General features: G+C 39.8%; 9 protein-coding genes. All 9 read left to right on the top strand.

What is annotated here, in order from left to right:
• The first annotated feature begins 80 nt into the window (after positions 1–80).
• Complete coding sequence (locus ENI34_02370; GenBank protein HEC77971.1) at positions 81–593, top strand: hypothetical protein; 513 nt, start codon at positions 81–83, stop codon at positions 591–593.
• 13 nt (positions 594–606) lie between these two features.
• Complete coding sequence (locus ENI34_02365; GenBank protein ID HEC77970.1) at positions 607–1,344, top strand: response regulator transcription factor; 738 nt, start codon at positions 607–609, stop codon at positions 1,342–1,344.
• Entirely contained in the window at positions 1,341–3,062 is a 1,722-nt protein-coding gene (locus tag ENI34_02360) for a HAMP domain-containing histidine kinase (GenBank protein ID HEC77969.1), read from the top strand. The genes ENI34_02365 and ENI34_02360 overlap by 4 nt, the downstream gene beginning before the upstream one ends.
• 84 nt (positions 3,063–3,146) lie before the next feature.
• Complete coding sequence (locus tag ENI34_02355) at positions 3,147–4,298, top strand: hypothetical protein (GenBank protein ID HEC77968.1); 1,152 nt, start codon at positions 3,147–3,149, stop codon at positions 4,296–4,298.
• Between the two features lie 15 nt (positions 4,299–4,313).
• A complete protein-coding gene (locus tag ENI34_02350; protein ID HEC77967.1) occupies positions 4,314–5,147 on the top strand; it encodes a phosphate ABC transporter substrate-binding protein in 834 nt (277 codons plus the stop codon).
• A gap of 127 nt (positions 5,148–5,274) precedes the next feature.
• The gene (locus tag ENI34_02345) at positions 5,275–5,505 is read left to right on the top strand and encodes a hypothetical protein (GenBank protein HEC77966.1); all 231 of its coding nucleotides are present in this window, start codon (positions 5,275–5,277) and stop codon (positions 5,503–5,505) included.
• Positions 5,502–6,377 (top strand): phosphate ABC transporter permease subunit PstC, encoded by an 876-nt coding sequence (gene pstC / locus ENI34_02340; protein HEC77965.1) that lies wholly within the window; start codon positions 5,502–5,504, stop codon positions 6,375–6,377. Before ENI34_02345 ends, pstC begins: the two co-directional genes overlap by 4 nt.
• A complete protein-coding gene (gene pstA / locus ENI34_02335) occupies positions 6,374–7,228 on the top strand; it encodes a phosphate ABC transporter permease PstA (GenBank protein ID HEC77964.1) in 855 nt (284 codons plus the stop codon). The genes pstC and pstA overlap by 4 nt, the downstream gene beginning before the upstream one ends.
• A complete protein-coding gene (gene pstB, locus ENI34_02330; GenBank protein HEC77963.1) occupies positions 7,222–7,980 on the top strand; it encodes a phosphate ABC transporter ATP-binding protein in 759 nt (252 codons plus the stop codon). The genes pstA and pstB overlap by 7 nt, the downstream gene beginning before the upstream one ends.
• Positions 7,981–7,988 lie beyond the last annotated feature (8 nt).

Genomic DNA, 7,988 nt, shown 5'->3' with positions numbered 1-7,988 from the left:
CCATTGGGAAATGTCGTAAATTAGTCTATCTGCTTCCTTATCCCTATTACTGGCAACGCTTTGGAGATATCCTGACTTATGTGGGCAAATACAAAAATGCTACGGTTTTCTACAGGAAGGCTTTTGAGAACAATAAAAACAAGGTTGCAAATGAACAGCTTGCATTAAAGATGGCAATTTTTGGATATGCTATGTCTGGAGAGTATTCAGTATGTAGCAAACTACTCGCTAAAGCACAACCACTAAAGAATTCAGCAAGTTTTAGAAGCAGTTATTACCTCACTAAAGCATATGTGTCTTTTGGCAAAGGAAAACTTGCTGATACATCACAATTTTTGCTTAAATCATTAGAAAAAGCCCAAAAAAGCATTATGTTTAATCGTATATATGCAGCATCATTGGGATTAGCAACAGTGGCGATTGCATTGAATAAAAAATCAGAAAAAAGAACCTATCTGCAGAAATACCTCCCTTTGATGAAGGTGTTACGCCATTACGCCAATTGGCGTAATGGGTGGGATTGGAAAATAGAAATTACAAGGTTGCAATTTGAAAATCGCAACGGCAAAATCTTGACAAGGCAACATAGGTGAGTAAGATGTTATCATGTATCGTGGTCTTAGAAATTTACACAAAAGTCAGGACAGAACCCCTTCTGCTCGTAGAGAACTTTTAATCTTTGTGGTGGAGGATGAACCAGGTATTTTAGAACTCGTATCAGTTCACCTAAGGAAATCAGGATTTAAAGTTGAAGGATTCCCTAATTCAGATAGTTTCCAGAAAGCGATAAATACTCAATCTCCCGATTTAATCATTCTAGACTTGATGCTGCCTGATGCTGACGGTTTTGATATTTGTAAATACCTAAAAAACAGTGATGAATTTTCGCATATTCCAATTATCATTTTAACCGCAAGGGGAGAAGAAACAGATAGAGTCCTTGGGTTAGAACTTGGAGCAGATGATTATGTAACTAAACCATTTTCGCTGAGAGAACTTGTTGCCAGGGTAAAGGCTGTTCTGAGGAGAAAAGAGAGGAAGGAAGAGACAAAGAAGATTGAGATCGGGGGTATTCTGACAATCGACCTACAGAAATATGAAGTCACAATGGGAAGTAAGAAAATAGAACTCACTCCAACCGAGTTCAGGATACTCAAAATTTTATCTGAAAGAAAGGGCTGGGTATATACCAGGAATCAGATCTTGGAGAATCTCTGGGGAAGAGATAAGGATGTGTTTGATCGGACCATCGACGTCCACATCAAGAATCTGAGGAAGAAATTAGGCCCGGCAGGAAAATTTATCAAAAATGTAAGAGGTATAGGATATAAATTAGAAGCATGAGGAAATCAATATTTTTTAAAATATTTATCGGATATTTAGTAGCAGCAATACTTCTAACAGGATTAGTCCTTATATTTTCTTACACTACAATCAAAAGTCATTATATAAATACGCTGATCAGTAATTTAAAAAACCTTGGAACTACCTTATTATTGAAAGCTCAATCTTTATTAGAGAAAGAACAATATGATAAATTAGATTCTTTGGTAAAAGATTTAGGCAGTAATATTGGCACACGAATTACAATTATTGATTCAGAAGGAGTGGTCTTAGCAGATTCAGAAAAAGATCCCAAATTGATGGAAAATCATAAAGATCGTCCAGAAATCAGGAAAGCCTTAGAAAACACAGTCGGAAAGTCCCTAAGATATAGCACCACTGTAAAAGAAGAGATGTTATATGTTGCCTTGCCCATAAAGAAGGATGACAGAAATATCGGCGTACTTCGTGTGAGTCTCTTCTTAAAAGATATAAATAGTTTGCTGAGCGATTTGAGAGTAAAAATTATACAAATTGCTTTAATAATTGTAGTAATTTCTTTGATTGGAGCAGCAATCTTCGCGCGCAGCCTTACAGGACCGATACGCAGTCTGGCTGAGGCTTCTCATAAAGTAGCAACGGGCGATTTCGATACAAGAATTATTTCAAAAAGCAGAGATGAACTTGGAGAATTTGCCGATAGTTTTAATTACATGGTATCGCAAACAAAGAAGCTATTTACGGAATTATCGCAGCAGAGAGAGAAGCTAAATACTATTATCTCTTCAATCCAGGCGGGGTTGCTTGTAGTAAATAAAGATGGAAAAATAATCCTCTGTAATGACAGCTTTAAAAAATTGGTTAAAACCACTGATGTCGAAGGGAAACTATACTGGGAACTTATGAGAAATTCTCAACTAATAGAATTGATCAAAAAGACAGGTGCAGGAAAAATGACCGCTACCAAAGAGATCGAATTTGAAGGAATGACCTATATCTGTAATGCAACATTTTTATCTTCCACAGAAGAGATACTCCTCACCTTGCAAGATACTACTGAAATTTCCAGACTGGCAAAAGTAAAGAAGGATTTTGTAGTCAATGTCTCTCATGAGTTGAGAACTCCTCTTACCGCGATAAAGGGATTTATAGAGACTTTAGAATTAGAAGGTGGAAAAGGCAAGCGATATATAGAGAGGCTCAAAACATATACAGATAGGTTGATAAATATTGTTAAAGACTTGCTAACATTATCAGAACTTGAGAGCATTTATAAACTCGAGTTAGAAGATGTCAATCTGAAAAATACTATAGCAAAGGTTTTAAAAATATTTGAAGCGCGAATAAAAGAAAAGAATCTAAAAACAAAGTTTGATGCGACAGATGCCGTTATCAAAGCCGATTCCTTCAAACTGGAACAGGTTTTTATTAACCTGATAGATAACGCCATCAAATATACCGAGAAAGGAGAAATTAGAATATCTATAAGCCAAGAGAATAAAAGAGTTAAGATTGAAATAAGTGATACTGGTATAGGTATTCCAAAAGAACATCTATCTCGGATATTTGAAAGATTTTATGTAGTTGATAAATCCCGTTCGCGGCGCCTTGGGGGCACCGGGTTGGGATTATCTATTGTAAAACATATTCTTCTTTTACATAATGGTAAAATAGATATTAATAGTGAACCAGGAAAAGGCACAACGGTTATTATTCTTTTACCAACTAATATTTCTTAGTTTTTAAATCTTCACTAAAAATTCACAGAACCTACATATACAGTTCACAGTTGATTTGTATAATATCGCGAAAGGAGGTATGATATGAATGGCTCTCAAGTGAGCCCTGACAGCAAAAAGGGTTTGCAAAATCAGAGGCCAAGATTGACTATAAGGGAGGTGAAAATGAATCGTAAGTATGAAACCAACAAAAGAAAAATGGAGAACCGATCAGCTCTGTTCGACCTTGCATTTCTCATTCTCTCCTTTCCCGTGATATTGTCTGCGGTTGAGACAACACTATCGATGGAACTATGGCCCAGATATACATTGGAGATGAAGGAAGACGCGGATGAGTTATCTGAAAGTCAGTTCGCTCTTAAGAGAGGCTATTTTAGAATCGAACCCAAATTCAATGATAAGATAAAGGGAAGATTCAATCTCGACTTCTTTTCCAGCGAGAAGTCACAGGATGGAGCTGGCATTAAATTGAAGTATGCCTACCTCGATTTCAAAGAGCTCTTTCCAATTCCAGAAAGTAAAGTCTCCTTCGGTCTGCTCAAGCCTTATTTTGGTGTCGTTTACGATTGGAACTACACAACCATACAGAAGTCCTTAGAGGATAAAGAAAAGGTAATCGCTTCGGCTGACTATGGCGTGGCTATGTACGGCTATATACCTGGCGGTTTTGGTGAATATGCTCTTGGGATGTATAATGGTGAGGGATATAAGAAGACTGGTAGCAAGGTTAACATTAACCCCGCAGGTATAGTAAATTTGAGAACTATCCCGATTCCAGGTTTAACTTTGGGTGGATCTGTTCTCTATGAAAAAGCTGGAATCCCGGATACCTTGGTTACCAAATACACTGAGCGGTTACTCTATTCGGCTATTGGACATATCGCTTTTGGGCCGATCGATATCTTGGGAGAGTTTCTGGTGAAGAATTACGATGATACAATGAGTCAGGGATTTATGGTTATGCCGATTCTGAAACTTTGGCAATTAACAGGGATAGATGTCGACATCGTTGGTCGCTTTGATCGCTGGGACAAGGACAAGAATATCGATGATGATATGCATCGACGCGTAATAGGCGGATTAAACTGGTATATCCTTCGTGACGAAAAAGGAAAACCTATGGTATGGATACAGATTAATGGGGAAAGGAAGATCTACGAAGATAAAGATGAACCTTATATTGATGAGTTAGGTATCCAGCTTCGCTGGAAATTCGTTAACAAAATTAAGGGCTAAAAAGGGGGTCATAAAATGAATAAATCAAGGTTATTATCGTTTCTTAAGGTTGCTGGAGTAATCGCACTGGTATCATTAAGCAGAGGGGTAATCCTCTATGCAGACAGCAACATTACGATATGTGGTTCGACAACGGTATTGCCGGTTGCCACCAGAGCAGCAGAGGAATTTATGGATATGCACGAGGATGTGAGTATTTCGGTCCGAGGTGGTGGATCAGGAGTCGGTATTGCTGCTCTAATTGATGGCAGAATCGATATTGCCGATGCATCACGGCCGATCAAGACCAAGGAACTAAAGGTTGCAAGAGAGCGAGGAATAAATCCAGTTGCTAATGTGATTGCCAACGATGGAATCGCTGTGGTCGTGCATCCCAATAATACAGTTACAGAGCTGGACATCACAGCAGTTAAAGCTATCTATACCGGGGAAATAGCCAACTGGAAGGAACTTGGTGGACCAAGTATGCCGATAGTTGTGGTATCTCGAGATGTTGCATCTGGCACATTTGAGGTATTCAAAAAGTTAGTGCTCAGAGGGGCAAAAGTAAAAGATGGCGCTTTGATGCTTGCCTCCAATAAAGCTGTGGCAACTACTGTCGCTCAGACACCAGGTGCAATAGGTTACATCGGTCTCGGTTTTCTTTCTGAGGATGTAAAGGCCTTAAAAATCGAGGGAGTCACACCAAGTCCTGAAACGGTGAAAAGTGAAGAATACAAGCTTGCTCGGCCTCTCTTCATGTATACCAATGGTAAACCAAAAGGTCTTGTGAAGGATTTCATCGATTTTATTCTATCGCCACAGGGTCAAGCGATCGTCAAGGAAGTTGGTTACGTTCCAGTTAGGTAAATATTTTTGGGGCGGGATTTAAATCCCGCCCTTACAAAAACCCTTAAAGTCGGAGTTGTCAAACAGTGCAGAAAGAGGTTGAAGAAAAAAAATAGCCCTTATCGCCCTCGATGCCAAGAAGGTCGATATGATAATGTCTGTTAATAATTCTAAGGACAGCCTCCAACCATACGAAATAATTGCGACAGGGGCAACAGGAAGGATGATTCATAAGAAGACCGGTCTTGAGGTAAAATCGACGCTTGGAGGTCCTGAAGGAGGCGATCTACAGATAAGAGTTTGTGATGTTCATAATATTCCTCGGGCAACAAATCTGGCCTCTGCAGAAATACTTCTTAAAGGGCTACAATCAAAATGAGGAGATTAGCGATGAAAGAAAGGGGTTTTCAATTCATTGTTTTGTTTTCGGCTTTATGCTCAATTGTCTTCCTTTTTGGCATAATCTTTAGTATCTTCACAGAAGGGTATCCTATTTTTGAAAGGGCTGGATTGTTCAGTTTCCTCTTTGGACAATCCTGGCACCCAACCCACGAGCCGCCGGATTTTGGCATTCTGCCCTTAATCGTTGGTTCAATAATGGTTACTGTGGGTGCACTGATAGTATCTATTCCGCTCGGGGTTGGTTCGGCAATATATATTTCTGAATTGGCAAAGCCAAAAGAGAAGGAATTATTGAAGCCATTTATTGAACTTCTTGCTGGTATTCCATCAGTGATCTATGGATTATTTGGTATGGCGTTTCTTGCCCCATTTGTGAGAAAGTTATTCAATATTCCGACCGGATTAAACACATTTACGACCTCAATAATTTTAGGAATAATGGTTGTGCCAATAATTTCCAGTTTATCTGAAGATGCAATATCTTCGGTGCCAAAGGAACTGCGGGAGGCCTCCTTTGCGCTTGGTGCAAATAAATGGGAGACAATAATAAAGGTGGTTCTTCCGGCTGCAAAATCTGGTATTATTGCCAGCATTATTCTGGGATTTGGGAGGTCGATCGGCGAAACGATGGTCGTCCTGATGGTTGCTGGTGGTTCGGCTATTATTCCAAAATCTATATTTCAACCGGTCCGTCCCATGACTTCGGCAATTGCTTCCGAGATGGGAGAAACAATTATGGGTAGTGAGCATTATCATGCGCTGTTTGGCATTGCGATTGTTCTTTTTGTAATAACATTTGTATCAAATTTAATCACCGAGTGGGAAAGAATGAAGATAAGAAGGCGATGAAGATCAGGGTGGTAAAACAGTCAATCGCTTTGACCTTGGTCAGACTTTCAGTCCTTGTAAGTATCATATTCCTTTTTGTCTTTTTCATCCTTATTATTGCCAAGGGTGGTAAGGTCCTTTCCCTTTCTTTTCTCACAGAGGCACCGCGCGAGGCTATGACAAAAGGTGGAATCTTTCCAGCAATTATTGGCACATTTTATCTAACCGTCGTAGCGATTTCATTCGCTTTTCCTCTTGGAGTTTTGACCTCGATATATTTGACCGAGTATGCCAAACCAGCCTGGCTTGTGAGTACCATAAGAATAGCGATAAACACACTTGCCGGAGTGCCATCGATAGTTTTCGGCCTTTTTGGTCTGGCAGTATTTGTTAATATATTTGGATTTGGAGTTTCTATCCTATCCGGCTCCTTGACACTCGGAATATTAATATTGCCAATCATAATTAATGCCAGTGAAGAGGCAATCAAAACTGTGCCAAAAGATTTCCGAGAAGCATCATTATCATTAGGTGCAACAAAACGGCAGACAATATTGAAAGTAGTCCTGCCCACTGCTCTGCCAAACATTCTTACTGGCGCAATCATCAGCGTCGGTCGTGCCGCTGGTGAAACTGCTCCCATCCTCTTTACTGCTGCAACATTTTATACGAGAAAGTTACCGAAATCCATTTCAGATGAAGTTATGGCACTCCCTTATCATATATATGCGCTAATGACAGAAGGAACAAATCCCAAATATCAAGTCCCAATAGCTTATGGCACTGCGGTCGTACTGCTCTTTCTTATCCTCATTGTCAATGCTGTGGCGATAGTCATCCGATACAGGGCCAGGAGGAAGAAAAAATGGTAGCGAAAGAGATAATCGTGGAAAATCTCCACCTGTGGTTTGATGACTTACATGTATTGAAAGATATAACTCTACCCATTCACAAAAATAAGATAACCGCAGTAATCGGTCCTTCTGGATGTGGGAAATCCACTTTTTTAAGATGTTTTAACCGCATGAATGATCTTATTGAAACTGCCAAGACCAAGGGGAACATTTTTATAGATGGTCAGAATATTTATCAAGATAGAATAGATATATCGGCATTACGCATGAAAGTTGGCATGGTATTTCAAAAGCCCAACCCATTTCCCAAATCGATATTTGATAATGTCGCATTCGGACTCCATATCAAAGGGGTTAAAGACAGGTCTAAGATTATAGAAAAAGTGGAGCAAAGCTTGAGAGACGCCTGGCTATGGGAAGAGGTAAAGGACAGACTTCAGGATTCTGCATTTGACCTATCAGGTGGTCAACAGCAACGTCTTTGTATTGCCCGAGCCTTAGCAACCGAACCTGAAATTATCCTTATGGATGAGCCAACCTCGGCACTCGATCCGCAGGCAACAAAAAAGATAGAAGAATTGCTTATTGAGTTGAAGAAGTCGGTCACAGTCCTCCTTGTGACACATAATATCGCCCAAGCCGCTCGAGTCTCTGACTATACTGCCTTTCTCTACTTGGGAGAATTGATCGAATTTGGAACGACACAGAAGATGTTCACTGTGCCTCAGGATAAAAGAACCGAAGAATATCTGGCTGGGAGATTTGGATAAGGAGGTGT

The organism is candidate division WOR-3 bacterium (assembly GCA_011052815.1).
In the GTDB taxonomy this organism is placed as follows: domain Bacteria; phylum Hydrothermota; class Tepidihabitantia; order SM23-42; family SM23-42; genus DRIG01.
The sequence above is the reverse complement of the archived record's forward strand: the minus strand, read 5'-3'. Positions and strand labels throughout refer to the sequence as shown.